Below are 26,217 nucleotides of genomic sequence, written 5' to 3' on the forward strand. Positions count from 1 at the left end.
GGGCAGCACCACCAGGGGCGCGAGGAACGGCGCGGCCAACCACGCACATCGCCGCACTGGCGCACAGCGGGTCAGTTCCCCGCGCCCCTGGACAGTGCCTAGTTGCTCGCGGCGTCCAGCAGCTCCAGGTCCTCCGCCGTCAGCGCCAGCCGAGCGCCGTCGAGCAGCGCCGGGAGCTGCTCGACGGTCCGTGCGGAGGCGATCGGTGCGGCCACCGTCGGCTGGGCGTTGAGCCAGGCCAGCGCGACCGTCGCCGGTTCGGTGTCGTGCAGGTCGGCGACCTTGTCCAGCGCGCTGAGGACGCGCAGGGCCCGCGGGTCGTTGAGGAAGTCCGCGGCGCCGTGGCCCCGGCCGGAGTCCGCCCGGCCGCCGCCGGGGCGGTACTTGCCGGTGAGGAAGCCGGAGGCCAGCGCGTAGTAGGGGAGGCAGGAGAGGCCCCGCGCCGCCACCACGGTCGCCAGCGGGCCCTCGTAGCTGCGCCGCGAGACCAGGTTGTAGTGCGGCTGCACCGCCACGTACGCCGCCATGCCCTCGCGGGCGGCGAAGTCGAGGGCGGAGCTCAGCCGGGCCGCGCTGATGTTGGAGGCGGCCACCGCGCGGACCTTCCCGGCCCGGACCAGGGCGTCCAGGGCCGGGACGAACTCCTCGACCGGGGTCTCGGGGAAGTCCCAGTGGGTGTAGAGGAGGTCGATCCGCTCGACCCCGAGCCGCCGCAGGCAGCCCTCGGTGGCGGCCTGGATGTTCGCGGCCGAGATGCCGGGCATCGCCGGGTGCCCGCCGACCTTGGTGCCGATCACCATCTCGTCCCGGTTGCCCCGGCTGCGCAGCCAGGCGCCGAGGACGGTCTCCGACTCGCCGCCCCGGTGGCCGGGTACCCAGGCGGAGTAGACGTCGGCGGTGTCGACGAAGTTGCCGCCGCCGGCCGCGAAGGCGTCCAGGACGGCGAAGGACTGGGCCTGGTCGGCCGTCCAGCCGAACACGTTGCCGCCCAGGCAGAGCCGGGAGACGTGGAGTTCCGAGCCGCCGAGGCTGACCTTGCCGCTGCCCCGGGCAGGAGTGTCGCTGTGGGTGTCGGTCATACCGGCAGTCAACCCGATCGGCCACCCGGCGGGGGCGCCTCGCGCCGAATCCGCGCCCTGATGTCTCAAGTCCCTCACCGCAGGTCACCCGCCCGGGGGTCCGGGGTGTCGGCTGACCGGCGGAGTTGGCTAGAGTCCCTGCCATGGCTGACAACGACTACGACCCCGCCGGCAGCACCCAGATGTTCCGGGCGTTCGTCGACGAGACTCCCGCCCCGCAGGCTCCCGGCTCCGTCTCCACCTACGGCTCCGCCAGCTCCAACCGCACCGGCAAGATCGTCGGCATCGCGGTGGTCGCCCTCGCCGTTCTGGCGGCCGTGATCTGGCTCGCCGTCAAGTAACCCCTTCCTGACACCGCGCTCCTCCGGGCTCGGTCGGTCCGGTGCGTACCGCCCTAGACTGATCGAGTCCGGCGCACTCGTACGCCCGTGCGCCGAGCCCGTGTACCCCCAGGAGGAGCCGTGACCGAGCAGCCGTCCGTCGAGACCGCCCGCAACCTGGGCCTGGAGCGCGCGGTCAACGCCCGCGACCTGGGGGGCTACCTCACCCAGGACGGCCGCCGGGTCCGTTCGGGCGTCGCGCTGCGCTCGGACGCGCTCAACCGGCTCTCCGAGCGCGACCTGGAGGTGCTGGCCGGCAGCGGCCTGCGCCGGGTGATCGACCTGCGCAGCATGGAGGAGGTCCGCGAGGCCGGGCCCGACGTCATCCCGGGCCTGCCGGTGGCCGAGGTCCGCTCGGCCGAGTTCTCCGCCGACAGCGTCACCGTCGAGCCCGAGGGGCCGGACGGGATCACGCTGCACCACGTGCCGGTCTACGCCACGGACTTCGACATCTACGTCTCGCTGCGCGACGCGCTGGCCGGGCGGGACGCCGAGCGCCAGCGCGAGGTGCTGGGCGACGGCAAGGCCGCCCGGATGATGGAGGGCCTCTACCGCTGGTTCGTCACCTCGCCGCTCGGCCGCGAGCGCTTCGCCGAGGTGCTGCGCCTGGTGGCCGCGCCGGACGGGCCGCCGGTGCTCTTCCACTGCTCGGCCGGCAAGGACCGTACCGGCTGGGCGGCCGCGCTGATCCTCACCGCGCTCGGCGTCGACCGGGAGACCGTCTTCACCGACTACCTGCTCACCAACGAGCGCTCGGGCGCCATCATCAAGACGATCGTGGAGAGCTTCCGCAGCCAGGGGCTGATGAAGGACCCGTCGCTGATGCTGCCGATCTTCCACGCCGAGCGGCCGTACCTGGAGGCCGCCTTCGAGGAGCTCGAGAACGGCTGGGGCACCTTCGAGAAGTTCTGGCAGGAGGGCCTGGGCCTGGACGACACCGTCCTGGCCGGCCTGCGCCACAACCTGCTCGACTAGGGTCTGCCCGGGTGGGCCTACTCGACCAGGCCCGCCCGCAGCTGGGTCAGGGTCTTGGTCAGCAGCCGGGAGACGTGCATCTGCGAGATGCCGATCTCCTCGCCGATCTGCGACTGCGTCAGGTTGCCGAAGAAGCGCAGCATGATGATCCGCCGCTCGCGCGGCGGCAGCTTGGCCAGCAGCGGCTTGAGCGACTCGCGGTACTCGACGCCCTCCAGCGCGAGGTCGTCGTACCCGAGCCGGTCGGCCAGCGGGCCGTCGCCGTCCTCCTCGCCGGGGCTGGAGTCCAGCGAGCTGGCGGTGTAGGCGTTGCCGACGGCCAGGCCCTCGACCACGTCCTCCTCGGAGACGCCGAGGTACGCCGCCAGTTCGGCCACGGTGGGGGAGCGGTCGAGGCGCTGGGAGAGCTCGTCGCCCGCCTTGGTGAGGGCCAGACGCAGCTCCTGCAGGCGGCGCGGCACCCGCACCGACCAGCTGGTGTCCCGGAAGAAGCGCTTGATCTCGCCGACCACGGTGGGCATCGCGAAGGTGGGGAACTCCACCCCGCGCTCCGGGTCGAACCGGTCGATCGCCTTGATCAGGCCGATGGTGCCGACCTGGACGATGTCCTCCATCGGCTCGTTGCGGCTGCGGAAGCGCGCGGAGGCGTACCGCACCAGCGGCAGGTTGAGCTCGATCAGGGTGTCACGGACGTAGGTGTGCTCGGCGCTGTCCGGCTCCAGGCCGGCCAGGCGCTGGAAGAGCGAGCGGGAGAGCGTGCGGGTGTCCAGCGTCCGGTCGATCTCGGGCAGCGGACCGCTCTGGCCGGGCAGCGGACCGCTCTGCGCGGGGATGAGTGCGGCCACCTGCGCAGGGGCCGGCTCGGCGACGGTCGTGGCACTGTGGATCTCTGCGCCGCCCGGCTCTCCGGACATGCACCCCACCCCCTCGTGACTGACAGTTGAACGGGCGCTACCGAGTGGCAGTTCCCGGTCGGACGACTTCTCCAGCTCCATACCGGATCACGCGCCCCGGCAAACCCGAACGTCGCAACTTGTCACATCGTGGTCACGCGCAGCGACTCCCGGGTCAGCCCTGTCGGCCGGCTCACTCCTCCCAGGAGTTACCGGTCCGCAGCCGAGTCAGGATCCTCGACAGTAGTCGCGAGACGTGCATCTGGGACATGCCGAGTTCGGTGCTGATCTGGGACTGCGTCAGGTTGGCGAAGAACCGCAGCATGATGATCTGCCGCTCCCGCTCGGGTAGCTGCACCAGCAGGTGGCGCACCATGTCGCGGTGCTCCACGTCGGCGAGCGCCGAGTCCTCGTAGCCGAGCCGGTCCAGCAGGGCCAGCCCGCCTTCGTGCTCCTGCGCGGCCTCCAGCGAGGCCGCGCTGTAGGCCCGCCCGGCGTCCAGGCAGGCCCGGACGTCCTCCTCGGGGATGCGCAGGCTGGCGGCGATCTCGGGCACCTTGGGGGTGCGCCCGTGGGTCACCGTCAGCTCCTCCATCGCGCCGCTGACCTGCACCCACAGCTCTTGCAGCCGTCGGGGCACGTGCATGGTGCGGACGTTGTCCCGGAAGTACCGCTTGATCTCGCCGAGGATGGTCGGCAGTGCGTACGTGGGGAACTGCACCCCGCGCCCGGGGTCGAACCGGTCGATCGCGTTGATCAGGCCGATGGTGCCGACCTGGACGATGTCCTCCATCGGCTCGTTGCGGCTGCGGAACCGGGTGGCCGCGTACCGCACCAGCGGGATGTTGACCTCGATCAACGCCGCCCGCACCCGGTCCCGCTCGGGAGCGCCGGGCGGGAGCTCGGTGAGCCGCTCGAACAGCACCCGGGTGAGGGTGCGCACGTCCACTGCGGCGCCTTCCTGCGTCCCCTGCGTCCGCACGAGCACGTCACCCCTCCCGAAGTCGGCAAAATCGGTCATAGCATCACAAGTCGTGCCATGAGCGGGCAAGCACCGCAAATAGGTGTGTTGGCGGCTTGACAGGCATTCGGCCGCACCCGGTCGAGGGCACGACGAAGCCCCCGGAACGGCTGCGGTTCCGGGGGCCTGCGCTGATTCTTCGGGTACGACCGCTGGGCCGTCCGGGCTCAGACCTCGATGTCGGCGATCACCCAGGTGGCGAACTCACGCCACTGCCCGGCGGCGGCCTGGTGGGCCGGGTGGGTCAGGTACGCCTGCAGGCTCTCGCGGTCCTCGACCAGGCTGTTGATCGCGAAGTCGTACGCGATGTCCCGCTCGGTGATGTTCCAGGCGCACTCCCACTGGCGCAGCTCGGGGATCAGCGCGCCGAGCTCCTCGAAGGCCTTGGCGCCCGCGACGGCACGCGGGTCGTCCTTGGTGACGCCGTCGTTGAGCTTGAACAGGACCAGGTGCCGGATCACGATGCCGCTCCTAGCGGGTTGAGGGCTTTGAACCGGCTCACCGTAACCGGCGCGTTCGCCGGCCGTCGCACCCGCCCGCTATTTGACCAGCCCGGTCATGAAGGTGCCGACCGCCTTGGCCGCGTCCGAGATGCCGACGAAACCCGACTGGACCAGTTCGGCCGCCCTGGCGGGAGACGTGATGATCGTGTAGATGACGAAAATGAGCAGGAGGTACATGCCGATCTTCCGCGCCTGTGCCATCGCCTCGGCCCGCCTCCCTGCCACTCTGCTGGCCTCTGACGGCCCGTTCGTCCGTCCGCTCCTGCTCGCAGCTTATCCACCGGATGGCCGAAGCAGTGAGAGACGCGTTCACCCGGCGGGACGAAGGTCCCGGCGAGTGCGGTCTTTCTCCCGATGCCCGCCGTCCGCCACCCCGGCAGGATGGATGACGTAGCGAGGATCTGGCAGGAATCCCCGGTACATGGAACCGGAACTCCCCGCTGTGGGACCGGGTGCCGCGGCTTCCCCCCGACGCGGCACCGGTTGTGGGAGCTCCGCCCGGGGGAGCAGTCTGTCCCCCCGAGGCTGCTCCCCCCTCCGAGCAGCGGCTCCGCACTCACATGGGCATTGGTGGTCAGTGGCCCGGGTGCGGAGCCTCTTCTCGTCTCAGGGGCTCGGTGCTCAGACGGCGCCGTTCTTGGTGTGCACCTGGTCCCAGGCCTCCGAGACGTAGCGCTCGCGCTCGGTCAGCGACAGGTGCGGGAAGTAGTCCTTCAGCCGCTCCACCACGGTGGCCTCAGGCTCGTGGCACTCGTGCAGCAGGAACGCGGCCTTGTGGATGATCTGGTTCTCCATGGCGCAGGGCCCTCCCTCGGTGTAGCAAGGCCAACCCGGATGCCGACCGTGCCGGGCCAGCATAGGCACCCCCTCTGAACGGCCGATGACCCCGGGGTACCTGGTGTCAGCCCCCGGCCAGCCGGACGGCTTCTTCGCGTACGGCCTGGGAATCGTCGGCGGTTGCGCGGGTCAGTGCGGCGGCGGTGCGTGGGTCGTCGGGCCAGTGGAAGGCGAGCGCGCGGAGCGCCTCGACGCGGACGCGGTCGGACGGATCGGCGACGGCTCGCTCGCCCAGGAACGGGATCGTCGCCGCGGCGTCCGGCTGCGCGAACGGCAGCCTGCGCAGGGCGACCGAGCGGGGAGCTTCGTCCGCGTCCTCGACCGCCCGCTCGCGCAGGAAGGCCGCCAACTCGGCGTCCGGGTGCAGGCCACGCGCCAGGGCGTAGAGCGCGACCTCGCGGACCTCCTCCGACTCGTCGGTGGCGGCGCGGTCCTGGAGCAGCTCCCGTACGGCGGGCTCGGCGAGGTGGTTGGCCGCGAGGGCCCGGACGGCCAGGGCGCGGACGTACGGAACGCTGCCCACCGCGAGCTCACCGAGGCGCTCGGCGAGCAGCGGATCGCTGACCGGGGTGGCGATCACGTGTGCCAGGGCGGCGAGCTGGACATCCCCTGCGGGATCGGTCAGACCGTGCTCGCACAGCAGCTCCACCAGGCCGGGGACGTGCGGATCCGGGGCGAGCAGGTGGTAAGCGGTCCGCCGGTTCTCCGCGGCCGGGTCGTTCGCCGCGCGGTCGACCAGCAGGGCCGTGGCCCTGGCGTACGGCGCACTCTGTTCGGCGGCCTCGGTGGCGGCGAGCCGGGCCTGTGCGTCGGCGTCACCGACGGCCAGCTCGAGCAGGAACGCCAGCAGCTCGGGATCCTGTCGGGCGGGTCTTCCCAAGGCCCTGAGCGCGGCACAGCGGGGCGCCGAGTCGGCTTCGTGGCGGGCCCGCTGGTAGATCAGCGCCGAGTCGTCCGGGCTTTCCTGCCAGAACATCCTCAGGGCGTCCAAGGCGTCCGCGCGGTGCCCGGGTCGTGCGTCGCCGGTGGCGACGTCACGGAGAAAGTCACGGGCCCCGGGCAGGGTGATCTGGCCGAGGATGTGGAAGGCCGCTCTACGGGCCATGGGATCGGGATCGTTGAGGGCCTGGTCCTTGGCCGAAGCCAGCGGATCGGAGCCGTCTCCGCCTTCCGGACGGTCAGGGCCGGGGTCGTCGCGGCCGGCTTGCGTGCTCGCCGGTCGGTACAGGTGCAGTGCGGCGAGGAGGCGGATCGAGTCCTCAGGGTCCGAGCGGGACGCCCTGCCCAGGGCCTCGTGGGCCCGGTCGTCGTCCGGCCACAGATTGGCCAGTGCGGCGAGTGCCGTCCGTCGGACGCCGGTGTCCGGGTCGTCGGCAACCATGGGGGCCAGGAAGGCGGCCACTTCAGGATCGCCCGGCCAGCCCACGGACAGGGCCCGGACGGCGGCGGCCCGGTGGGTCGCCCGTGCCGAAGCGGCCCACCGCCGGAGCGCGGAGAAGTCGCTCCGGTCACCCGCGAGGAGAGTGGCGGTCAGGTGGGCCGACAGCATGCCCAGCGAGTTGCCGACGACGTCGTCCGTGCCCGCGTACACGAGATGACGGTGCAGCAGCCGCTCCCGTCCACGCCAGCCCGGGCCGAGACCGGCCAGCACGGGCGCGACCTGGGAGTACCGCTCGGCACAGCCGTCCGGCAGGAAGTCCCGGCCCTCCCGCTCGCAGTCCTCCAGGACCTGGCCCAGCGCGTCCACCACCGCGACGCTCTGTCGCGTCAGCAGCCCGAGCTTTCGGACCTCGCCCAAGTACCGCGCCGCCAGCAGCACCTGCTCCGGCACCGCCCGTCCCTCCTGCGGCCAGCCCGGATCCGCCGCCAGCAGCTGGTCGACCGCCGCCGCGACGAAGCGCTCGTCGACCTCCCCGGCCAGCAGCAGGAGCACCTCCTGCCAGGCCGGATCCCGCCACCGCCCGCCGAAGACTTCGCCCAGCAGCTGCTCCTCCGTCAGCGAGCGCTCCCGGTTGAACCGGTGGGCGATGTCGGCCGCCGCCAGGTACTCCAGGAAGGCCCGGTGGACGAAGCCGTACACCTCGCCGCCGAACCGGCTCAGGATGAAGTTCCGCTCCCGGAACTGCTGCAGCATCGCCCGCGCAGCCGGCGCCGCCCGGTCGGCGGGGAGCTCGTACCGCTCGCGCAGGAAGACCTCGAAGGCGGCGACCAGGTCCTCGCCGGGGATGTGGTTGCCGGCGATGCCGTTCTCGCCCTCCTGCATCCGCCGTGCGACCAGCCGCAGCAGCTCCAGCCGGTCCTCGGCGGAGATGTAGGGCATGCCGTTGTCGACCCGGCGGTCCGTCAGGTACTTGCTCGGGTCCCAGTGTTCGACCAGCACCTCGACGGCGTGCTGGTAGACCGTGCGCCGGTCGCGCGGCAGCTCCCGGCGGCGGCCGATGATGGCGAGGATGGTGAGCAGCAGCGGGTTCCCGGCCAGCTCCCGCACCGAGGACGAGTGCTCCACCGCGTCCAGCACCCGCCGCCGCAGCCGCCGTGCTTCGGCCGCGTCGGCCGGGCAGGCCTGGCCGTACCAGCGCTCGGTGAACTCGCCGATCTGGGCGCGGTCGAGGTCCTGCAGCATGTAGTGGTCGAAGCCCGCCGCGCTCAGCGGGCCGGAGCGGTAGCCGATGACGCGGGAGGTGACGAGCACCCTGGTCCGCGGGTAGCGGTGGGCGAAGGCCGCGATCTGAAGGCTGACCTTGTCCCGCAGTCCCGGGTCGAACAGCTCGTCCAGGCCGTCGAACACCACCAGGGTCCGCTCCTCGCCCAGCTGTCGCTTGAGCAGCGCGGGCGGCAGGCCGAGGCCCTCGGTGGAGTACAGGTGGGCGAGGTAGTCCTCGAAGGTGCGCTCGCGCCAGCTCGCCTCCGCGTACCCGCGCAGCTCGACGATCAGCGGCAGGTGCTCCGCGAGGGCTTCCAGGCCCGGCGAGACCCCGGCCGCCAGGGCCAGGCAGAGGTACCGGGCCAGGGTCGACTTGCCCGCGCCGGGGTCGCCGAGCAGGACCGTCCGGCCGTCCGTGACCCGGCCGAGGACCGAGAGCACGGGGACGGCCGGCTGCTGCCGGTACGCCTCGCGCAGCGCGGCCACCGCCTCCGGTTCGATGCCGGGCGGCAGCTCCTCCGCCGGTATCTCGCCCGCGTCGGCCAGGCGGCGCAGCAGCTCCCGGGGCAGTTCGACGGACGGCGGGTTGGGCCGGACCAGCTGGGGGACGAACACCTCGCGCAGGTGCATCGGCAGCGGCTCGTCCTGCAGCGAGAGCGGCGTCAGCACCTCGAGGTCGAGCCGGTGGTACCGCTCGTGCAGCCGGGCGACGTACTGCTGCCGGGCCGCCTCCAGGTCCTCGAGCGGCTCGGTGTCACCGGCGCTGATCCACACGGTGCCGTGCACGCCGTTGACCTGGATGATGCTGCCGCCGACCTGCGCCTCGGCCGCCGACTGAGGGCTCCCGAACCAGCGGCGCAGCCAGCTGCCGCTCACGGGGTCTCGTCCAGCCGGACCGATCCCTCGACCCCGTCGATGAGGTCGATCTCCTTGCCCGCCCTGGCTCCCCGGGCGGACTGGGCACCGGGCTCGGGCGCCGTCGTGGGCACCGGCCCGGCCGCCGGGGCGGGCCGGGTGGGCGCCGCGGACCGGATCACCACGTCACCCTTGACGCCCCGCACCGCGCGGATCGAGCCGCCCGCGCTCGCGCCGTCCACCGTCTGCGCCCCCGCCTTCGCGCGTGAGAAGCCCAGCACCGACAGCACCAGCCCGGCCAGCCCGAGGAACAGGCTCAGTACCCCGCTCCACTGGTTCGCCCGGTCCAGGCCCTGTGAGGTGAGGAACACCGTGATCCCCGCCACGACGATCCCGACCCCGCTCCAACCGGCCACCCGCCCCCAAGTACCCATGGCGCCATCATCCCAAAGCGGAGCGGTCTCCCGTACAACCCTCGGTCCGGCCTACTCGTCGGAATACTGTTCGACCAGTGCTGGTCGTTCCTATACGATCTGTTTGCCTGCCGCTGACCGATCCTGGGGCGGCCTTTTACCTTCGGGGGACCGTTGAAGATCCGTCATTCGCTCGCCGCCGCCGTCCTTCTGGCCACGGCCGCCGCGCCCGTCGTGGGCGCCACCTCGGCCTTCGCCGAGGTGGCCGCCCCGGCTGGGCACGCGCAGGCCGACCAGTCCGGAGTGAAGACGGACGCGGAGAACCGGGCGGCGATCGAGGCGCTGCTCGTCTACCCGAACGACTACCTGCTCACCGCCCCCAGCGCCTATCTGCGCGAGCACGCGGCGAAGGCGCTGGCCGGCACCCCGGAGGACCGCGCGCACTTCCTCGCGGTCGAGGTGGACAAGATCCGCCGGGACGATGCCCGGGTAGCGGTCCTGCGGATCATGAACGCGGGCGGCCCGGCCGTGAAGAAGGCCGGCAGCGCCACGCTCGACGCGGACGGCATCGACGCGCTCCGCGCGTTCCTGACCACCGGCCAGTACACGGCCCGGGCCGAGGACGAGAACCGGGCGAAGGTCCAGCAGATCCTGGACGACCCGAAGAGCGGCTACAGCGTGCGTGAGGCGGCCAAGAAGGCACTCGCGGGCACCGCGGTGGACGTCGAGAAGTTCCTCAAGGAGGGCTGGCAGTCCGCGAAGGACAGTGACGACCGTGTCCTGTGCGTCCAGATCTACTCGGCCGGTGGGCCGGCCGTGAAGAAGGCCGCCCTGGCCGCCCTGCACGGCACCGTCGAGGACATCCGCGCCTTCCTCAAGACCGGCCAGTACGCGGCCCGGGCCGAGGACGAGAACCGGGCGAAGGTCCAGCAGATCCTGGACGACCCGAAGAGCGGCCGGAAGGTGCGCGAGGCTGCCGCGGCGGCTCTCGCGGGCAGCGCTGCCGACGTCGAGCAGTTCCTCGAGCAGGGGTGGCAGCGCGCCCAGGACACCGATGACCGGGCCCGGGTGGCCCAGATCACCGGGGAGGGTGGCCCGGCCGTGCAGAAGGCCGGCCGCGCCGCACTGGAGGGCACGATCGAGGACGTCCGCGCCTTCCTCAGGACCGGCCAGTACATCGCCCGCGCCGAGGACGACAACCGCGCCGCCGCCCAGCGGATCCTGGACGACCCGAGCAGCGGCCCGGCCCTGCGCGAGGCCGCCCGCAAGGCCCTCGCCGGCACCGCCGCCGACGTCGAGCAGTTCCTCAAGGTCGGTCAGTTCGCGGCCCGCGCCAAGGACAAGCCCGCCACCGACGGCACCAAGACGGTCCCGGTCACCAACACCACCACCCAGACCGGGACCACCCCGACCGCCACCACTTCGGCCACTTCGGCCACCCCGGGCACCCTGGCCTCCACCGGCACCGACGCCCCCCTCGGCACCCTCGCCGCCGTCGGCGGCGCAGCCGTGGCCCTGGGCGCCGGCGCGCTCATCACCACCCGCCGCCGCAGCGCCCGGTCCTGACCCGTCCGTACGGAGCGGGCCCGCGGAGATCCCTCTCCGCGGGCCCGCTCCGTCGTACCGGGCCGCGCGTACGACGAAGGGCCCCGACTGTGATCAGTCGGGGCCCTTCGTGATGCTGGCGGTAGCGGTGGGATTCGAACCCACGGTGAAGTTGCCCCCACACACGCTTTCGAGGCGTGCTCCTTTGGCCGCTCGGACACGCTACCGAGGGAGACTCTACCGGACGTCCCCGGCCGGAACGAAATCAGTTCAGCGCTGGGTGTCGAAGAAGGCGAGGAGCTGGGCGGAGCAGGTGTCGGCGAGGACGCCGGAGATGACCTCGGGGCGGTGGTTGAGGCGGCGGTCGCGGAGGACGTCGAGGAGGGAGCCGGCGGCGCCGGCCTTGTCGTCGTAGGCGCCGTAGACGACGCGGTCGAGGCGGGAGAGGACGATGGCGCCCGCGCACATGGTGCAGGGCTCCAGGGTGACCACCAGGGTGCAGCCGCTGAGGCGCCACTCTCCGACGGCTTCGGCGGCCTGCCGGATGGCGACCACCTCGGCGTGGGCCGTCGGGTCGCCGACGGCCTCGCGCTCGTTGTGGCCGCGCCCGATCACCGTGCCGTCGGGCCCGAGCACCAGCGCCCCGACCGGGACGTCACCGGTGGCGGTGGCCAGTGCGGCCTCGTCGATGGCGAGGCGCATCAGGTCGTGCCAGCGGTCGCGGACCGGGTCGGGGCGCACGGGAGCCGGGAGGGGAGCGATCTGCATGGGTCCAGTGTCGGGCACCGGGAGGGTGCCCGAGGCACGGATCAGCGCACGGCCTCCAGTACGTCGGTGCAGCCCAGCGCCTCGGCGATCTCGCCGATCGCGTCCGAGTCGAGGCCGCGCAGCGCGGCGGCGCTGACCCCGAGGTCGGCGAGGAGGTCGGCGTCGCCGAGCGGGCCGACGGCGTCGGCCGCGGCGGCGTCCTCCTCGTCCTCGTCCACCTCGGTCCCGGCGTCCTCGTCCTCGTCCGCGTCCTCGGAGAGCTCGGCCTCGAGGTCGTCCAGGTCGTCGAAGTCCTCGTCGTCCCGGCCGAGCAGCTCGTCGGTGAGCATCGTGCCGTACGAGCTGCGGGCGGCGGCCGCGGCGTCGGAGACGAAGATCCGCGGGTCGTCCTCACCGTCCACCCGGACCACGCCGAACCAGCTGTCCTCCTGTTCGATCAGGATCAGGACGGTGTCGTCGTCCGTGGCCGCCTCCCGGGCCAGGTCGGCGAGGTCTGCCAGGGTCTCCACGTCGTCGAGTTCGGTCTCGCTCGCTTCCCACCCGTCGTCGGTGCGAGCAAGCACAGCAGCGAAGTACACCGGGGACACTCCCAAGCTCGGTCTCGGCTGTCGGCGATCTCGGGCGGGCTCGGCTGGCCGCCCCCGCGCCAGAGGCGGCCCGCCCTTCGGGCCGTCCCACCGGCATCGTGACAGAAAGCTCGCCGCTGCGGGGGGTGTTCGGCACCGCGTCTTCGCAGGTCGTGTCGGAATGGCCGGTGGACAACCGGCGATCTGGCCCGGAAGTCGTCAGTTTGGGGTGGCTTACCTTGTCAGATCCGGAAGGTCCGCATCCGCAGCGCCTCCCGCATCCGCCGCTCCTTGGTGCGGCGCGGCTGCACCCGGGCCCTCAGTTCGCGTGCCTCGGCGAGTTCCCGCAGGAAGACGGCCCGCCGCCGTCGGCGCTCCGCCTCGGTCTCGGGCGGGTGCTCGGTCTCGGCGGCGGCCTCGGGAGAAGCGGCTCCGGCGTCCGGGTTGCTCTTCATACGAGCCGACTTTCCCAGAAGTGTCGGGTTGATACCACAGGAAAGGTCTCGGTTCGGACATATCGGTGCCCCCTGCGGCGGGGTGCCGGCGCCAGGACAGGGGCCGCCGTGGTGTCGTACAGCCGTCCCAACGCCCGTTATGGTCGAACCATGCGTCTCCATGTCGTCGACCACCCCCTGGTGGCCCACAAGCTCTCCACCCTGCGCGACGAGCGCACCGACTCCCCGACCTTCCGGCGGCTCACCGACGAGCTCGTCACCCTGCTCGCCTACGAGGCGACCCGGGACGTCCGGACGGAGCAGGTGGAGATCACCACCCCGGTCGCCGTCACCACCGGCACCCGGCTCAGCTACCCGCGCCCCCTGGTGGTGCCGATCCTGCGCGCCGGTCTGGGCATGCTGGACGGGATGACCCGCCTGCTCCCGACCGCCGAGGTCGGCTTCCTGGGCATGGTCCGCAACGAGGAGACCCTGGAGGCCTCCACGTACGCGACCCGGATGCCCGACGACCTCTCCGGCCGTCAGGTGTACGTGCTCGACCCGATGCTGGCCACCGGCGGCACCCTGGTCGCGGCGATCAAGATGCTGATCGAGCGCGGCGCCACCGACGTCACCGCCGTCGTGCTGCTGGCCGCGCCGGAGGGCGTCGCGGTGATGGAGCGTGAGCTGGCCGGCCTGCCGGTCACCGTGGTGACGGCCGCGCTGGACGAGCGGCTGAACGAGAACGGCTACATCGTGCCGGGCCTGGGCGACGCGGGCGACCGCCTCTACGGCACCGCCGGGTAGTTCCGAGGCAAGCAGAAGGGGCGCGAGTCGTGGACTCGCGCCCCTTCGGGCTGTCTGCGGCGGTTCAGCAGCTGCCGGGGCCCGCCGAGGGGGCGGGGGAGGGCTTGGTGGCCAGGGCGAGCGCGGCGGCGGCCTGGGTGGGGTCGAGCAGGGCCGCGTAGGAGTCGCCGATGACGAAGTCCACGGTGGCGTCCGCGCGGGTGTCGGCCGAGACCACCGGGGTGGCGACCTGGGAGCCGATCAGGGTGGCGGCGCCGATCCCGGCCGGGCCGCTGATCACCTGGGCGGTGCCGGTGACCTTCTTGTCCAGCGCGGCCGGGGCGTTGCCCACCTTGCCGATCACGAAGCCGCGCTTCTTGAGCTCGTCGGCCGTCCGGGCCGCGAGCCCGGCCTTGGTGCCGGCGTTGTAGACGTTGACCGTGACGGCCTGCGGCTGCGGCACGGCGGTGCTGGTGGCCACGGGGGCACCCGGCTTGCCGGAGGCGGCCGGTGCGGCCGACCCGCCGGGCGCGGGGGAGGCGGAGCCGGCGGCGACCGGGGCGGCCAGCGGCTTGCCCGAGGCGCTCGGGGAGGCGCAGGCCTGCGCGGTGGCGTGCCGGTTCTTGCCGCTGAAGATGTCCACCAGCTGCACGCCGCCGAGCGCGATCAGCGCGAGCGCCAGCACCGCGCCGACCACGGCCAGCACCTTCTTGCTCTTGCGCGGCGGGCGCCCGAGGCGGGGGTAGCTCTTCCCGGTGATCCGGTACTGCTTCCCCTTCAACCCCTGGGGAGTCAACATGCTCACAGTCTGTCTCCCCCTCGCGCCTGGGCAGGCTCGGTGACGGGTACGGCCCGCGCGGGTACGGGCCAGTGACGGGTGCGGCCGAGCGGGCGTGACGCCGCAGCTTGGGCCGTACTCGGAAGACTAGTGCCACTGGGACTGCGAAGGTACAAAATGATCATCATCTGGAGTACGACGGCACTCGAAAGGATGTACCGGCACCTCACGCAGGGTGGGGAGGAAGTGTGAAGGGGAGTCAGTCCATTTCCAGGACCCGGGCGTGCAGCACCTGGCGCTGCTGCAGTGCGGCCCGGACCGCGCGGTGCAGACCGTCCTCCAGGTAGAGGTCGCCGTGCCACTTGACCACGTGGGCGAAGAGGTCACCGTAGAAGGTGGAATCCTCCGCCAGCAGGGTCTCCAGGTCGAGTTGGCCCTTGGTGGTCACCAACTGGTCCAGCCGCACCGGACGCGGCGCGACGTCCGCCCACTGGCGGGTGCTGGTCCGGCCGTGATCCGGGTACGGCCGTGCATTGCCGATGCGCTTGAAGATCACACGGAAAGCCTACCGTCACCGCGGCGCCAGGCCCAGCAAGCGCGGCCTGGCCTGCGCTCGGCGATTTGTAGCGATTACATAGGAATAGCGTGATACATCCCGCTCCTAGTCGATCTCTACTGATCCGCGCCGCTTGGGGAGACCGCCGTCATGACCGCTGCCACCGCCACCGACATCGCTTCCGGGTACGCCTTCACCGGGCCCGCGCTCGACCTCGGGGCGGTGGTCGTGGACGGCACGGCGTACCCCGAGGCGCAGGTGCGGGTGCCGCTCGGGGTGCTCAACCGGCACGGCCTGGTGGCCGGGGCGACCGGCACCGGCAAGACCAAGACCCTGCAGCTGATCGCCGAACAACTGTCGGCCCAGGGCGTGCCGGTCTTCCTGGCCGACATCAAGGGCGATGTCTCGGGCATCTCGGCCCCTGGAACGGCGAACGACCGGGTGAAGGGGCGGGCGGCCGAGGTCGGGCAGACCTGGGAGCCGCTCGGGTGCCCGACCGAGTTCTACGCGCTGGGCGGTCAGGGGGTGGGCATCCCCGTCCGGGCGACGGTGACCAGCTTCGGGCCGCTGCTGCTCGCCAAGGTGCTCGACCTGAACGAGACCCAGGAGGCCTCGCTGGGGCTGGTCTTCCACTACGCCGACCGGAAGGGGTGGGAGCTGGACGACCTCAAGGACCTGGCCGGGGTGATCTCCTTCCTGACCTCGCCGGAGGGCAAGGAGGAGCTGAAGGGGATCGGCGGACTGTCGGCGGCCACCGCCGGGGTGATCCTGCGGTCACTGACCCTGCTGGAGAACGAAGGGGCCGGAGCCTTCTTCGGGCTGCCCGAACTGGACACCGCCGAGCTGCTGCGGACGGCGCCGGACGGGCGGGGGATCGTCTCGGTGCTCGAGCTCCCGGCGGTGCAGGACCGGCCGCGGCTCTTCTCCACCTTCCTGATGTGGCTGCTGGCCGACCTCTACCAGGAGCTGCCGGAGGTGGGCGACCTGGACCGGCCGAAGCTGGTCTTCTTCTTCGACGAGGCGCACCTGTTGTTCAAGGGCGCTTCAAAGGCCTTCCTGGAGGCGATCACCCAGACGGTGCGGCTGATCCGCTCGAAGGGGGTGGGCATCTTCTTCGTGACGCAGACGCCGAAGGACGTCCCAGGGGACGTGCTCGCCCAGCTGGGCAACCGGGTGCAGCACGCGCTGAGAGCGTTCACACCGGAGGACGCCAAGGCGCTCAAGGCGACGGTCTCGACCTTTCCCAAGTCCGCCTACGACTTGACCGAGGTGCTCACTCAGCTGGGGACGGGGGAGGCGGTGGTGACGGTGCTTTCGGAGCAGGGGGCGCCGACGCCGGTGGCGGCGACCAGGCTGCGGGCGCCGCAGTCGCTGATGGGGCCGGTGGAGGAGACCGCGCTGCGGGCGGCGGTGGACGCCTCGCCGGTGAACGCGAAGTACCGCGAGGCGGTGGACCGGGAGTCGGCGTACGAGAAGCTGGCGGCCCGGTCGGAGCCGGCTCCGGCCCAGGCTCCGGCTCCGGTCGAGCCGGATGCTCCGGCGGAGGTACCGGAGCACAAGGGGGACGACGGGGGCGGGCTGCTGGGGAGTCTGCTGAACAGCCCGGCGCTGAGGTCGTTCGCGCGGTCGGCGGGGACGCAGCTGGGGCGGGAGATCTCGCGGAGCATCTTCGGGACGTCCAAGCGGCGGCGCTAGGTGTACTCGGCCGGCCCGGCGAGATCGGCCGGGCAGGCCCAGGCCGGGCAGGGCCCAGGGGGCGCGGGTCAGGCCGCCAGGGTCAGGGGCTTGGCCTGCAGGGCCCGGACGGCGACGTGCTGGGTGTAGGCCATCAGGGCGACCGTGACGGCGGCCATGGTCAGCGCGAAGGCGAGGTGGGCGAGGGGGGAGAGCACGGCGAGGCCGAGGAGGTGGAGGACGCCGTGGCTGCCGAGGCGCAGGGCGAGCAGGGCGAAGGCGACCTTGCGGGTCTCCTTGCCGCGCCAGAGGGCCTTGGCAAGCTTGGCCCGCCGCCGCAGCATGGTGAGCGAGAGGACGATGTTGACCGCCGCGAGCACCGCCAGGGCGGGCCAGGCGGCCGGGAAGGCCTTGAGCAGGTCGAAGGCCCCGGCGAGCACGCCCTCGAAGGCGAAGAACCAGACCGGGAGCCGGCATTCGGCCGGGTCGACCGTGGTGAGGTCGATCTGCTCGGTCTGCTTGCGCTTCTTCAGGAAGTTCATGTCCGCCCCCGTGGCTTGTCGTTGTGATCATCATCTTGCCCGTCGGCCGGGGGCCGGCAGCAGGGTGCGGGGTCACCACTGCGGCATGACGGATGTCATGCGCTGCGCAGAGCGGCGCCGATCCGGTCGAGGGAGGAGAGCCGCATCAGGCCGTAGTTGTAGAACTCGACCTCGGGGACGCCGAGTTCGCGCAGGGTCTCGATCTTGGCGGCGAGGTTCTCGGGGCCGTCGCAGTCCTCGGCCATCGGGCGCAGGATGACGGCCATCGCCTCGGGGCGGACGCCGTGCAGAGCGAAGGCGGCGATCTTCTCCCGGACGGCCTCGGGGGTTCGGGCGTAGCCGAGGGTCTCGACCTGGTGGGCGGCCTTGCCGATGGCGGGGAGGTCGATGCCGGCCAGCCAGCCCTTGCCGGGGCCGCCGCCGTCCATGAAGCTCAGCCGCATCCCGGCCTGCGCGGCGGCTTCGGCGACCTCGGCGGTCAGCGAGGTGACGGTGGTGGCGGCGGCGTCCACGTACGCGGCCAGTGCGCCGCCCGCGAGTTCGTCCAGGGCGGCGGGGGCCAGAGCGCGCTGTTCGTCTGCCAGCCGGGTGCGGATCTCGGCCTGGACGGCCTGGCGGACCTCTTCGGCGGGCACGCCGGCCGCGGTGGCGGCGGCCAGGCAGTGCGGGCAGAAGCAGAGTCCGAGCAGGGCCTCGGTGACGGGGCCGAGCTGCTCGAAGTAGCGCTCGTGGTGGTAGCCGTGGCGCAGGCCGTGGAAGTGCAGGGATTCGGCGCGGACCGCGTCCACGCCGTACCGGGCGAGCTCGCCGACCAGGGTGGTGGCGTACTCGCGGACCTCGGGGTTGGCCGGGCAGAGCTCGGTGAGGTGGCGGTCGCCGAAGGCGTTGGCGGGGGCGCAGTCGGGGTGCTCGAAGCCGAGGCGGTCGTTGTGGCAGAAGACTGTCCAGGCGTGCAGCTTGAGGCCGCGGCGCTGTGCCTGCTCGGCGGCCAGGGCGAACGGGTCGGTGTCGCCGATCGCGGCGGCGGGGCGGGGGGCGAGGCGGCGGCCGGCCCAGCGGGCGGGGTCCGGGCGGAAGTACGCCGCGCCGGGCTCCAGGTAGCGGACCACCCGGCGGGGGTTGTGCGGGAAGACGTCCCGGGCCTCGTGGTAGACCGAGGCCAGGGTCACGCCGCCGACCCCGGCGCGGTCGGTGAGGTTGCCGAAGAAGGTGTCGGGCCCCTCGTCGAGCAGGTCGGTCGCGAAGGCGAGGACGGAGGACTCCACGGGGCGGCTCCGGGGCAGGTGCTGGTCAGGGCAGCACCACGCTAGCCCGGCCGTCCGAGAATGGTCTATACCTGAAGGTCAGAGCCCCAGGTCGTCCAGCTCCTTGAGCAGCGCGGCGCGGTCGCCGGCCGGGGCGCCGCCCTTGCCGGGCGCGGGCGCGGACGCGGACGCGGACGCGGACGTGGGCGCGGTCGCGGTCGCGTGGGCCTCGGCGGTGGCGGGCGCGGCGGGCGAGGCCGAGCGGCGGCTGCGGTCGCGGAAGAGCCAGGCGCCGAGCAGGCCGCCGACCAGACCGCCCAGGTGGGCCAGCCAGCTGACGCCCGGGGTGCCGGGGACGGCGGTGGTGAGGATGTAGGCGAAAGAGGCGCCCATCACCAGGCCGATCAGCGAGTCGATCAGATTGCGGTCGAAAAGGCCGCGCAGCACCACATATCCGAAGTATCCGTAGATCACCCCGCTCGCCCCGACGGTGACCACGTCCCCGCGCTCGAAGAACCAGACCGCCGCGCCGCTGGTGAGCGTGATCAGCAGGGTCAGCGCGAGGAACTTCTTCACGCCACGGTAGGCCGCGAGGAAGCCGAAGATGAAGAGGGGGCCGGAATTGCCCTCCAGATGCACCCAGTTGACGTGCAGGAACGGCGCCGCCAGCACGTCCGCGAGCCGGCTCGGGGAATGCGCCACGATGCCGTAGTCATGGGTGAGCCGGTAGTCGTCGGCCCAGTTGGCCACCTGCACCGCCCAGACCGCGCAGAGCAGCGCGAACATCACGAAGAACGCCCGCCGCGCCTCCGCGATCATCTTCGCCGGCAGCTCGTCCGGCCCGCCCGTGGTGGAATCCCGCATCGCCATGCCGACGACTCTACGGGCGTCCGTCCGGGCCTGGGAAGGAATTCGGCGCGGGAGCCGAAAGACACCGGGGAATTGGCGGGCCGCGGGGGAATTCCGGAAATGTTGGGGCGGCCGTCACCCCAGTACACTGGCGGCGCGCAGCCAGAGGCGCCGAGTCGGACACCTGAGCACTACAGAGGAAGTCAGAGCCGCCATGTCACTGACCGGAAAGCACATTCTCTCCAGCGACCAGTTCGACCGGGACGAGTTGGAGCGCCTCTTCGAACTGGCGGACGTGCTGGTGCCGGTGGCCCGGGGCGAACAGGTGACCAGGGTGCTGGAGGGCGCGGTGCTGGCCAGCCTCTTCTTCGAGGCGAGCACCCGCACCCGGCTCAGCTGCGAGTCGGCCTTCCTGCGGCTCGGCGGCGCCGTGACCAGCACCACCGGCACCGGGGTGACCTCGATCTCCAAGGGCGAGTCGCTGGCCGACACCGCCCGGGTGGTCGGCGGCTACTGCGACCTGGTGGTCATGCGCCACCCCGAGGTCAACTCCATCCACGAGTTCGCCGCCGCGACCAACGTCCCGGTGGTCAACGCGGGCAACGGCGCCGGGGAGCACCCCACCCAGGCCCTGCTCGACACCTTCACCCTGCACCGCGAATTCGGCCGGCTCGGCAAGACCATGGACGGCCGCCGGATCGCCCTGGTCGGCGACCTGCTGCACGGCCGCACCGTGCACTCGCTGATGAAGCTGCTCACCCGCTACGAGAAGATGACCATCGTCTGCGTGGCGCCGGAGGAGCTGGGCATGCCGGCCGAGCTGCTCGAGCTGGCGGAGGGCCGCGGCCACCAGGTCGAGGTCAGCGACCAGCCGGGGCAGGCGCTGCGCGAGGCGGACGTGGTCTACGCGACCCGGCTGCAGACCGAGCGCTTCGCCGACAAGCCCGTGCCGTACAGCGACGACTTCCGGATCGACCGCTCGCTGGTCGAGCGGGTCTGCCGGGAGGACGCGGTGATCATGCACCCGCTGCCGCGGGACAGCCGCCCCGGCGCCAACGACCTGAGTGCCGACCTCAACCAGGACCCGCGCCTGGCGATCTTCCGCCAGACCGACGCCGGTATCCCCGCCCGGATGGCCCTGTTCGCCTCCGTGCTCGGCGTGGCCGACGAGATCCGCGGCTCGCTGCGCGAGGCCCGCTGGTACCGCCCGTCCTTCACCGGCCCGGACGACGCCCCGTTCTACCGCAACAGCACCCGCTGACCTGGTGTTTTCGGCCCCGGTGGCGCCCGCCTGCGGGAGGCGCGCCACCGGTCCCTAAACTGTGCCGCGATTCGGCGCGGGGGACGCGCCGCCGGTTGGGGGGAGCGGGACATGACGGACCAGCAGCTGAAGGGCCGGCAGGCCACCGGTGAGCGCCTTGCGGTGGTCTCCGGAGGCGGCTCGGGCATCGGCAAGTCGATCGCGGCCGAACTGGCCCACCAGGGCTGCCGGGTGGTGGTGATCGGGCGCCGGGCGGAGCCGCTGGAGCTGGCCCGCAAGGAGATCGACGAGGCGGTCGGCGAAGCCCGGGTGATCCCGCTGGTGGCCGACCTCACCGATCCGGTGCAGATCGCCCGAGTGGCCGACGAAGTGGCCGGGTTGGGGCCGGTCGACGTGCTGGTCAACAACGCCGGGGCCCGGGTGCCGGAGCCGGCGGACGACAGTCTGGACGCGCTGGCGGCCTCCTGGCGCAGCGGCCTGGAGGGCAACCTGCTCTCGGCCGTACTGCTCACCACCGCCCTGCGGGGGCAGCTGCGGCGGCCCGGCGGCCGGCTCCTGGTGGTCAGCTCCACCGCCGCCCAGCGCGGCGGCGCCGGCCCGCACTCGGCCGGGGCGTACGCGGCGGCGAAGGCCGCCCTGCACGGCTGGGCCTTCGGCCTGGCCCGCGAGCTCGGCCCCGACGGCATCACGGTGAACCTGATCGCCCCCGGCTACATCGCCGAGACGGAGATCTTCGGCGAGGGCTGGACCGAGGAGTTCCACGCCGCCAAGGTGGCCGAGACCCTGGTCGGCCGGGCGGGTGTCCCGGCCGACGTCGCGGGTGTGATCGGCTACCTCGCCTCACCCGCCTCCGGCTACATCACCGGGCAGATCATCGGCGTCAACGGCGGTGTGGTGCTGGGGCGTTAGGGCCTGTGCGGCCGGACGGGCCCTGGGCCCGTCCGGTTCAGCCCTCCTTGGCGGCCTTCTTCGCGGCCTGCTTGAAGCTGCGGACCTCGGCCAGGGACTCCGGGCCGGTGATGTCGGCCACCGAGCGGAAGCAGCCCTGTTCGCCGTAGAGCCCGGCGGCCTCGCGCCAGCCGGGCGGGCGGACGCCGTACTGCTTGCCGAGCAGGGCGTCCGCCTCGGGCTGCTGGGCGAGCCGAATGGTGTGCTCCATGGGGACATTCTCCCGCGCGGCGGCACGGCGGCGCCCCGCAACACGCCTGTGGCTGTGGTTGGCTGGCCGCCATGACGACTCCTCAGCTCCCGGACGCCGCCGAGCGGGCCGACCTGATCGAGACCCTGGACAAGCACCGGGGCTTCCTGCGGTACACCTGCCGGGAGCTCACCGACGAGCAGGCCGCCACCCGGACCACCGTGAGTGCGCTCTGCCTGGGCGGCCTGATCAAGCACGTGACGGGGGTGGAGGCGCGCTGGACGAGCTTCGTGACCGGCGGCGCGGCCGCGATGGAGGCCCAACCGGTCGACTGGGAGGGCCAGTTCAGGATGGCCGAAGGTGAGACGCTGGCCGGGCTGCTCGACGCCTACGCGGAAGTGGCCCGCCGCACGGACGAGTTGATCGCCACCCTGCCGGACCTGAGCGCGCCGCAGCCGCTGCCCGAGCGGCCCTGGTTCCCGCCGGGCACGGCCTGGACGCCCCGCCGGGTCTTCCTGCACCTGATCGCGGAGACCTCGCAGCACGCGGGCCATGCCGACATCATCCGGGAGTCGTTGGACGGAGCCAAAACGATGGGGTGACGGCGGGGGAGCCCCCGCCGTCACCCCGTCGACGACGCTGCCTTACGGCTTGGTGAAGTACCCGAACAGGTCCGCGATCACGTGCGTCCGGCCCGCGAAGTTGTACACGTCGAAGCTGCCGTTCGCGCCGAGCGGCGTGGTGACGTGGTTCGGGACGGTCTGGCCGACGCCGAAGTTGACGCTGCTGGTGCCGGGCTTGGTGGCACCGTCGGCCCAGACCGTCAGGTAGCCGCCGTTGGTGGAGCCGGTGCTGGTCACGTTCAGCACGGCCCCGGTGGCCCCGGCGGGTGCGCCGGTGGGCACGGCCAGCGTGCCGCCCTGGCCGAGCGGCAGGGGCGACGGCTTGCGGGTGTCGACCAGGCGGGTCGGGGAGACCGGGGTGAAGAACGAGTCACCGGTCGGGCTGTAGTAGCCCATCAGGTCCGCCACGACGTGGGTGTTGCCGAAGCGGTTGTAGATGCCCACGTTGCCGTCCGCGTCGACCGGCACGATCACCTGGTTGGCGACGGTCTGGCCCACCGTGAAGTTGATGTTGCTGGTGCCCGGGTGCCGCACCGAGACCGGCGTGACGCTCAGGTAGCCGCCCGCCGTCGGGTTGACGGCGGTGACGTTCAGGACGGCGGCCGTGGTGCCCTTGGGCAGACCGGTCTTGAGGACGTACTGCTCGTCCGCGCCGAGGCCCTTGGTCTCGTAGCCGGCGGTGTGCCGGGTGTCGAGCAGCCGGGTGGGGGCGGTGGTGGTGAAGCGGGCGCCGAAGTCCTGCAGGTAGTAGCCCTGGACGTCGGCGACCACGTCGGCGCCGCCGGAGAAGTTGAAGATGTGCAGCTGCGGGCACATGCCGCCCACGACCGGCACGGTGACCAGGTTGGCGACGGTCTGGCCGGCCTTGAAGTTGAGGTTCGAGGTGGCGGGCCGGCCGGAGTGGTCCGCCCAGACCGTGAGGTAGCCGGCGGTGCTCGGATTGACGGCGGTCACGTTCACCACCAGGGCGGTGGCGTACGCGGGCACGTTGGCAGGGGTCTTCGCGCAGCCCATGTTGCCGTCGCCGAAGCCGATGTCGGCCTGGCCGCCGTTGCCGAGCCGGGTGGCCTGCCAGCCCTGGCGGGTGTCGAGGATCCGGGCGGGGGTGATGGCGGTGTACCCGGACGGAGCGTAGGACGGGGTGAGCCGCTGCTCCACCGAGGCGGTACGGCCACCCTCGTCGGTGACGGTGAGCTTCACAGTCACCGGGGTGGACGAGCCGAAGACGTGGGTGACCGTGGAGCTGCCGGGGTCGCTGTCCACACCACGGGTTCCGTCACCGAAGTCGAAGTGGTACTTGGTGATCTGCCAGGGGCTGGTGGAGTCCCAGGCGTTGAAGGAGTACTGGTACCTCAGCCACTGCTGGTTCGGCTTGGCGGTGAAGGCGGCGACCAGCGGGCCGTTCTCCTTGACCTGGGTGACGCCCCAGGACTGCACGCTGTTGCCCTGGTCGTCGGTGACCCGGACCGTCGTGACGTAACTCCCCGGGGACTGGTACACGTGCGGGACGGCGGCGTCGGAGCTGGTGACCGGGGCACTGCCGTCGCCGAAGTCGAAGAGGTAGGAGTACTGCGGGCTGGTCCAGTTGGTCTGCAGACGGACGGTCGGCGTCACCGACAGCGGTGCCGGGCCCTGGTGCGGCGTGGTGGAGACCGTGACGGACGAGAGGCTGGTCAGCTCCATCGCGCCGCGGTCGTGCGATCCGGTGCCGTTCCCGGTGTCCGGGACGTTCGGGTCGTCGCCCCGGTGGTGGCCGTAGACGTCGGTGCTCAGCTCGCCGGGGGCCTCGGCGTCGGCCGAGTCCACCTGTGGTGAGTCGGACTGCGGCGCCTGGCTCGCCCCCATCTTGGCGTCGGTGTACAGCTCGTGCTTGCCCTGGCCCGTCGCGGCCAGCAGCCCGGCAGCGGTCGGGTAGGTGGTGCCCGCCCAGGAGTAGGGCGTGGCCGAGCCGATCGGGGAGACCAGGTTGTAGTCGTACCTGGTGTCGGTGGCCGAGGCGGCCGAGACGCTGACGGAGGGGGTCGTGCCCTGCGGGCAGCTGAGGTTGAAGCCCGGCGCCACCACGTTGTTCTCGACGGTCGAGCCGTGCGAGTCACCGGACAGGGCGATGGCCGTCGAGCAGGTACGGAAGGCGGTGTTGGACGTGACCACGGTGCCCGGTGCATCGGTGACCTGCACGGCGGTGGCACCGGACGCGTACAGGACGTTGGTGCTGACCACGGCACCCTGGACGCCTTGGCCGACCTGGACGGCCGTGGCCGAGCCGTTGTCGAACCAGGAGCGGCTGATCCGCACGTCCTTGGTGGCACCGGTCAGGCGGACCAGTGGGGCGGTCGCGTCCGTGCTGCGCGTCACCAGGTGGTGGTCGAGCACGATCGCGGCGGAGTCGCGGACCAGGAAGGCCTCGGCGGACGATGCGACTCGGAGGTTCTGGACCACCACATCGTGCACGCCGTCGAGCACGATGCTCGGCTGCGAGCCGGTGGAGCTGCCGACCACCGTCGGGGACCAGCTCTCGTCGGTGAACATGCGGCCGGTGATGGTGACCGGTTTGCCGGGCTCGCCGGAGTGGGTGACGGTCACCGTCTCCGGGTAGCTGCCGCCGCCGATCGACACGGTGTCACCGGGCTTGGCGGCGTCCACGCCCGCCTGGACGTGGCAGAACGGCTGCGCCTGGGTGCCGGTGCCCTGGTCGGTGCAGGCGGCTTTGTACTTGTCGACGTAGAGGGTGCCCGCATCGGCCGCGTGGGCGGCGGGCAGTGGCAGGGCGACGGCGGCGGCGAGTGTGCTCGCGCCGATCAGCCCGGCGAGTCTGTGAGAACGCACGGAGAGGAAGCCCCCAGCTAGGCCGCCCGTGCGGCCCCGGCTTCCGGGGCGGCTGACGGGCGTTCATGTCAGTAGACGGGCATCTTCTCGTACGGACGATCGACTTGTCATCTGCCTTCCTGGCCGGACTTTCGACCTGGTCACGCGGCATCCGGGTGAATTCACCGCCCGGTTGTTCGGTCCCCAACCGCTCTGCGCGATATGTCTGCGATGACCGAATTCGACGGACGAGGAACAGGCGGGCGGATGACCGGGCTGGCGGGCTGGGTGCTGACGGCGGTGCTGAACGGGGTGCTGCGGGCGCTGATGGTGGCACGTGCGCTGTCGACGAAACTTGCCACCAGCCTAAGATTCCCCCATGAGTACTGAGGTCCTGGGACTACGGGAGTCCAAGAAGCTGGAGACCAGGCAGCTGATCTCCGACCACGCGACCAGGCTTTTCATCGCGCAGGGCTTCGAAAGGACCACCATCGCGGAGATCGCGGCGGCGGCCCGGGTGGCGAAGAAGACGGTCACCAACTACTTCCCGCACAAGGAGGACCTGGCGCTCGACCACAGCGAGGTCTTCGTGCAGAGCCTGGCCCGCGCGGTGGCCGAGCGGGCCGAGGGTGAGGGCGTCGTGGCCGCGCTGCGCCGGGAGTTCGTCGCCCGGACGCAGGGGCACGACGCCGTCGCGGGGTTCGCCGGGCCCGAGTTCGCCCGGATGGTGGCGGAGAGCCCGACCCTGGTGGCCCGGGTGCGGGAGCTGTACGACTTGCGGGAGGCGGCGCTGGTCGAGGCGCTGGAGGCGGGGGCCGGCCCGGCGGCGGGCATCGCCCCGCGAGCGGCTGCCGCGCTGATCGGGGCGGCGCACAAGCTGCTCTTCCGGCGGCTCCAGGAGCTCACGCTGGCGGGGGAGTCGAACGAGCGGATCGCCGAGCTGCTCGCCCCCGAGACGGCGCACGTCTTCGACCTGCTCGACGCGGCCCTCGGCGGCTACCCGGCGCCGCCGGACTGACCTGCCGTCGCACTGCTGCCCCTGACCCGC

At 72.1% G+C, this 26,217-nt stretch carries 27 protein-coding genes, 1 tRNA gene and 1 pseudogene; 10 read left to right on the top strand and 19 right to left on the bottom strand.

Translation table 11 applies throughout. The features are described from left to right. Positions 1-98: 98 nt before the first annotated feature. On the bottom strand, positions 99-1,079 hold the full coding sequence (locus ABT095_RS12890) for an aldo/keto reductase (protein ID WP_350529396.1): 981 nt from the start codon (positions 1,077-1,079) through the stop codon (positions 99-101). Between the two features lie 143 nt (positions 1,080-1,222). Between ABT095_RS12890 and ABT095_RS12895 the strand changes: the two genes are divergently transcribed. Together ABT095_RS12895 and ABT095_RS12900 are read left to right on the top strand one after the other, a co-directional pair. Beyond that, on the top strand, positions 1,223-1,420 hold the full coding sequence (locus ABT095_RS12895; protein WP_350529397.1) for a hypothetical protein: 198 nt from the start codon (positions 1,223-1,225) through the stop codon (positions 1,418-1,420). Between the two features lie 120 nt (positions 1,421-1,540). Next, a complete protein-coding gene (locus ABT095_RS12900; RefSeq protein WP_350529398.1) occupies positions 1,541-2,434 on the top strand; it encodes a tyrosine-protein phosphatase in 894 nt (297 codons plus the stop codon). A gap of 17 nt (positions 2,435-2,451) precedes the next feature. Here the strand turns inward: ABT095_RS12900 and ABT095_RS12905 are convergent, their stop codons facing one another. From ABT095_RS12905 to ABT095_RS12935, 7 genes are all read right to left on the bottom strand, one after another. Next, entirely contained in the window at positions 2,452-3,348 is an 897-nt protein-coding gene (locus ABT095_RS12905) for an RNA polymerase sigma factor SigF (protein WP_350529399.1), read from the bottom strand. Between the two features lie 172 nt (positions 3,349-3,520). Then, complete coding sequence (locus ABT095_RS12910) at positions 3,521-4,348, bottom strand: RNA polymerase sigma factor SigF (RefSeq protein ID WP_350529400.1); 828 nt, start codon at positions 4,346-4,348, stop codon at positions 3,521-3,523. Positions 4,349-4,515: 167 nt separating this feature from the next. After that, the gene (locus tag ABT095_RS12915) at positions 4,516-4,809 is read right to left on the bottom strand and encodes a Dabb family protein (protein WP_350529401.1); all 294 of its coding nucleotides are present in this window, start codon (positions 4,807-4,809) and stop codon (positions 4,516-4,518) included. A gap of 78 nt (positions 4,810-4,887) precedes the next feature. After that, on the bottom strand, positions 4,888-5,076 hold the full coding sequence (locus tag ABT095_RS12920; RefSeq protein WP_350529475.1) for a hypothetical protein: 189 nt from the start codon (positions 5,074-5,076) through the stop codon (positions 4,888-4,890). A 396-nt stretch (positions 5,077-5,472) separates the two neighbouring features. After that, entirely contained in the window at positions 5,473-5,646 is a 174-nt protein-coding gene (locus ABT095_RS12925; protein ID WP_350529402.1) for a hypothetical protein, read from the bottom strand. Positions 5,647-5,752: 106 nt separating this feature from the next. Then, entirely contained in the window at positions 5,753-9,208 is a 3,456-nt protein-coding gene (locus ABT095_RS12930; protein ID WP_350529403.1) for an NACHT domain-containing protein, read from the bottom strand. Further along, positions 9,205-9,621 (bottom strand): hypothetical protein, encoded by a 417-nt coding sequence (locus ABT095_RS12935; protein WP_350529404.1) that lies wholly within the window; start codon positions 9,619-9,621, stop codon positions 9,205-9,207. The genes ABT095_RS12930 and ABT095_RS12935 overlap by 4 nt, the downstream gene beginning before the upstream one ends. A 153-nt stretch (positions 9,622-9,774) precedes the next feature. Here ABT095_RS12935 and ABT095_RS12940 point away from each other — a divergent pair, with 153 nt between their 5' ends. Further along, positions 9,775-11,166 (top strand): ALF repeat-containing protein, encoded by a 1,392-nt coding sequence (locus tag ABT095_RS12940; protein ID WP_350529405.1) that lies wholly within the window; start codon positions 9,775-9,777, stop codon positions 11,164-11,166. 116 nt (positions 11,167-11,282) lie between these two features. Here ABT095_RS12940 and ABT095_RS12945 read toward each other — a convergent pair. From ABT095_RS12945 to ABT095_RS12960, 4 genes are all read right to left on the bottom strand, one after another. Then, positions 11,283-11,372, bottom strand: a tRNA-Ser gene (locus tag ABT095_RS12945). A gap of 43 nt (positions 11,373-11,415) precedes the next feature. Beyond that, entirely contained in the window at positions 11,416-11,913 is a 498-nt protein-coding gene (gene tadA / locus ABT095_RS12950) for a tRNA adenosine(34) deaminase TadA (RefSeq protein ID WP_350529406.1), read from the bottom strand. Between the two features lie 41 nt (positions 11,914-11,954). Next, positions 11,955-12,491 carry a tRNA adenosine deaminase-associated protein gene (locus tag ABT095_RS12955; protein WP_350529407.1) on the bottom strand — a complete coding sequence of 179 codons (537 nt, stop codon included), beginning with the start codon at positions 12,489-12,491 and terminating at the stop codon, positions 11,955-11,957. 230 nt (positions 12,492-12,721) lie between these two features. Further along, positions 12,722-12,934 carry a hypothetical protein gene (locus ABT095_RS12960; protein WP_350529408.1) on the bottom strand — a complete coding sequence of 71 codons (213 nt, stop codon included), beginning with the start codon at positions 12,932-12,934 and terminating at the stop codon, positions 12,722-12,724. Between the two features lie 150 nt (positions 12,935-13,084). On the opposite strand from ABT095_RS12960, the gene upp reads away from it, so the two are divergent. Beyond that, complete coding sequence (upp, locus tag ABT095_RS12965; RefSeq protein ID WP_350529409.1) at positions 13,085-13,720, top strand: uracil phosphoribosyltransferase; 636 nt, start codon at positions 13,085-13,087, stop codon at positions 13,718-13,720. Between the two features lie 64 nt (positions 13,721-13,784). On the opposite strand, the gene ABT095_RS12970 is transcribed toward upp, so the two are convergent. Both ABT095_RS12970 and ABT095_RS12975 read right to left on the bottom strand, forming a co-directional pair. Continuing rightward, entirely contained in the window at positions 13,785-14,498 is a 714-nt protein-coding gene (locus tag ABT095_RS12970) for a LytR C-terminal domain-containing protein (protein ID WP_350529410.1), read from the bottom strand. 238 nt (positions 14,499-14,736) lie between these two features. After that, on the bottom strand, positions 14,737-15,033 hold the full coding sequence (locus ABT095_RS12975) for a type II toxin-antitoxin system VapB family antitoxin (RefSeq protein WP_350529411.1): 297 nt from the start codon (positions 15,031-15,033) through the stop codon (positions 14,737-14,739). A 150-nt stretch (positions 15,034-15,183) separates the two neighbouring features. On the opposite strand from ABT095_RS12975, the gene ABT095_RS12980 reads away from it, so the two are divergent. Next, a complete protein-coding gene (locus ABT095_RS12980; protein WP_350529412.1) occupies positions 15,184-16,728 on the top strand; it encodes a helicase HerA-like domain-containing protein in 1,545 nt (514 codons plus the stop codon). A 68-nt stretch (positions 16,729-16,796) separates the two neighbouring features. Here ABT095_RS12980 and ABT095_RS12985 read toward each other — a convergent pair whose 3' ends face one another. From ABT095_RS12985 to ABT095_RS12995, 3 genes are all read right to left on the bottom strand, one after another. After that, the gene (locus ABT095_RS12985; RefSeq protein WP_350529413.1) at positions 16,797-17,249 is read right to left on the bottom strand and encodes a hypothetical protein; all 453 of its coding nucleotides are present in this window, start codon (positions 17,247-17,249) and stop codon (positions 16,797-16,799) included. A 95-nt stretch (positions 17,250-17,344) separates the two neighbouring features. Then, positions 17,345-18,514 carry a hypothetical protein gene (locus ABT095_RS12990; protein ID WP_350529414.1) on the bottom strand — a complete coding sequence of 390 codons (1,170 nt, stop codon included), beginning with the start codon at positions 18,512-18,514 and terminating at the stop codon, positions 17,345-17,347. Positions 18,515-18,592: 78 nt separating this feature from the next. Then, the gene (locus tag ABT095_RS12995) at positions 18,593-19,363 is read right to left on the bottom strand and encodes a rhomboid family intramembrane serine protease (protein WP_350529415.1); all 771 of its coding nucleotides are present in this window, start codon (positions 19,361-19,363) and stop codon (positions 18,593-18,595) included. Positions 19,364-19,556: 193 nt separating this feature from the next. Here ABT095_RS12995 and pyrB point away from each other — a divergent pair, with 193 nt between their 5' ends. Together pyrB and ABT095_RS13005 are read left to right on the top strand one after the other, a co-directional pair. Beyond that, positions 19,557-20,603 carry an aspartate carbamoyltransferase gene (pyrB, locus tag ABT095_RS13000; RefSeq protein WP_350529416.1) on the top strand — a complete coding sequence of 349 codons (1,047 nt, stop codon included), beginning with the start codon at positions 19,557-19,559 and terminating at the stop codon, positions 20,601-20,603. A gap of 111 nt (positions 20,604-20,714) precedes the next feature. Then, positions 20,715-21,512: an SDR family NAD(P)-dependent oxidoreductase gene (locus tag ABT095_RS13005; RefSeq protein ID WP_350529417.1), complete on the top strand. Its 798-nt coding sequence runs from the start codon at positions 20,715-20,717 to the stop codon at positions 21,510-21,512. 37 nt (positions 21,513-21,549) lie between these two features. On the opposite strand, the pseudogene ABT095_RS13010 reads toward ABT095_RS13005, so the two are convergent. Continuing rightward, positions 21,550-21,720 (bottom strand): annotated as a pseudogene (locus tag ABT095_RS13010) (HhH-GPD-type base excision DNA repair protein); the annotation flags it as partial. Positions 21,721-21,833: 113 nt separating this feature from the next. Between ABT095_RS13010 and ABT095_RS13015 the strand changes: the two are divergent. Continuing rightward, positions 21,834-22,343, top strand: a complete 510-nt coding sequence (locus ABT095_RS13015; protein ID WP_350529418.1) for a DinB family protein — start codon at positions 21,834-21,836, stop codon at positions 22,341-22,343. Between the two features lie 42 nt (positions 22,344-22,385). Here the strand turns inward: ABT095_RS13015 and ABT095_RS13020 are convergent, their stop codons facing one another. Then, positions 22,386-25,190, bottom strand: a complete 2,805-nt coding sequence (locus ABT095_RS13020) for a PKD domain-containing protein (protein ID WP_350529419.1) — start codon at positions 25,188-25,190, stop codon at positions 22,386-22,388. A 210-nt stretch (positions 25,191-25,400) separates the two neighbouring features. Here ABT095_RS13020 and ABT095_RS13025 point away from each other — a divergent pair, with 210 nt between their 5' ends. Further along, the gene (locus tag ABT095_RS13025) at positions 25,401-25,559 is read left to right on the top strand and encodes a hypothetical protein (protein WP_350529420.1); all 159 of its coding nucleotides are present in this window, start codon (positions 25,401-25,403) and stop codon (positions 25,557-25,559) included. Beyond that, positions 25,549-26,187 carry a TetR/AcrR family transcriptional regulator gene (locus ABT095_RS13030; protein ID WP_350529421.1) on the top strand — a complete coding sequence of 213 codons (639 nt, stop codon included), beginning with the start codon at positions 25,549-25,551 and terminating at the stop codon, positions 26,185-26,187. Before ABT095_RS13025 ends, ABT095_RS13030 begins: the two co-directional genes overlap by 11 nt. Positions 26,188-26,217: the final 30 nt, after the last annotated feature.

Origin of the sequence: Kitasatospora sp. NPDC002227 (genome assembly GCF_040296285.1) — a bacterium.
Lineage (GTDB): Bacteria > Actinomycetota > Actinomycetes > Streptomycetales > Streptomycetaceae > Kitasatospora.

Excerpts from the sequence above, each read along its gene's own strand:
- ABT095_RS12890 (WP_350529396.1), bottom strand. The coding sequence starts at position 1,079 with ATGACCGACACCCACAGCGACACTCCTGCCCGGGGCAGCGGCAAGGTC.
- ABT095_RS13015 (WP_350529418.1), top strand. The coding sequence starts at position 21,834 with ATGACGACTCCTCAGCTCCCGGACGCCGCCGAGCGGGCCGACCTGATC.
- ABT095_RS12935 (WP_350529404.1), bottom strand. The coding sequence starts at position 9,621 with ATGGGTACTTGGGGGCGGGTGGCCGGTTGGAGCGGGGTCGGGATCGTC.
- ABT095_RS13005 (WP_350529417.1), top strand. The coding sequence starts at position 20,715 with ATGACGGACCAGCAGCTGAAGGGCCGGCAGGCCACCGGTGAGCGCCTT.
- ABT095_RS12910 (WP_350529400.1), bottom strand. The coding sequence starts at position 4,348 with ATGACCGATTTTGCCGACTTCGGGAGGGGTGACGTGCTCGTGCGGACG.
- pyrB (WP_350529416.1), top strand. The coding sequence starts at position 19,557 with ATGTCACTGACCGGAAAGCACATTCTCTCCAGCGACCAGTTCGACCGG.
- ABT095_RS12995 (WP_350529415.1), bottom strand. The coding sequence starts at position 19,363 with ATGGCGATGCGGGATTCCACCACGGGCGGGCCGGACGAGCTGCCGGCG.
- upp (WP_350529409.1), top strand. The coding sequence starts at position 13,085 with ATGCGTCTCCATGTCGTCGACCACCCCCTGGTGGCCCACAAGCTCTCC.
- ABT095_RS12895 (WP_350529397.1), top strand. The coding sequence starts at position 1,223 with ATGGCTGACAACGACTACGACCCCGCCGGCAGCACCCAGATGTTCCGG.
- ABT095_RS12970 (WP_350529410.1), bottom strand. The coding sequence starts at position 14,498 with ATGTTGACTCCCCAGGGGTTGAAGGGGAAGCAGTACCGGATCACCGGG.
- ABT095_RS12985 (WP_350529413.1), bottom strand. The coding sequence starts at position 17,249 with ATGAACTTCCTGAAGAAGCGCAAGCAGACCGAGCAGATCGACCTCACC.
- ABT095_RS13030 (WP_350529421.1), top strand. The coding sequence starts at position 25,549 with ATGAGTACTGAGGTCCTGGGACTACGGGAGTCCAAGAAGCTGGAGACC.
- tadA (WP_350529406.1), bottom strand. The coding sequence starts at position 11,913 with ATGCAGATCGCTCCCCTCCCGGCTCCCGTGCGCCCCGACCCGGTCCGC.
- ABT095_RS12925 (WP_350529402.1), bottom strand. The coding sequence starts at position 5,646 with ATGGAGAACCAGATCATCCACAAGGCCGCGTTCCTGCTGCACGAGTGC.
- ABT095_RS12905 (WP_350529399.1), bottom strand. The coding sequence starts at position 3,348 with ATGTCCGGAGAGCCGGGCGGCGCAGAGATCCACAGTGCCACGACCGTC.
- ABT095_RS13025 (WP_350529420.1), top strand. The coding sequence starts at position 25,401 with ATGACCGAATTCGACGGACGAGGAACAGGCGGGCGGATGACCGGGCTG.
- ABT095_RS12980 (WP_350529412.1), top strand. The coding sequence starts at position 15,184 with ATGACCGCTGCCACCGCCACCGACATCGCTTCCGGGTACGCCTTCACC.
- ABT095_RS12960 (WP_350529408.1), bottom strand. The coding sequence starts at position 12,934 with ATGAAGAGCAACCCGGACGCCGGAGCCGCTTCTCCCGAGGCCGCCGCC.